At 62.8% G+C, this 336-nt stretch carries 1 protein-coding gene; it reads right to left on the bottom strand.

The features are described 5' to 3' along the window. A partial coding sequence (locus tag NMG80_RS35525; RefSeq protein ID WP_254022459.1) for a phage integrase N-terminal SAM-like domain-containing protein occupies positions 1-268 on the bottom strand: 268 nt, incomplete at its 3' end. Between the last annotated feature and the right edge of the window lie 68 nt (positions 269-336).

Below are 336 nucleotides of genomic sequence, written 5' to 3' on the forward strand. Positions count from 1 at the left end.
GGTCGAGCGTCACGGTGAAGAAGAAGCGCAGCGCCGAGACCGAGCTGTTGATCCCCGGCGGCCGCATGCCGCTCTCGGTCTGGTGCAATTGGAAACGCCGCAGATCCTCAGCCGTCGCAGTATCAGGCGAGCGCCCGATGAAGGCTGCAAACGCCTTCACGCAACGGATATAGTCTCGGCGCGTATCCTCGGTGAAGCCGCGCAGGGACATGTCTTCGATCATGCGCTCGCGAAGTGCGCTGCCGGATGGATGCGTAGGGACGGTCATCGGATGCTCCTCTCAAGCTGAAGGTTGACACTTCATGCTCGGAGGCCGATGGCCGTCCGTCACCCCTG

Source organism: Mesorhizobium escarrei (assembly GCF_935825525.1).
Taxonomy (GTDB): domain Bacteria; phylum Pseudomonadota; class Alphaproteobacteria; order Rhizobiales; family Rhizobiaceae; genus Mesorhizobium; species Mesorhizobium escarrei.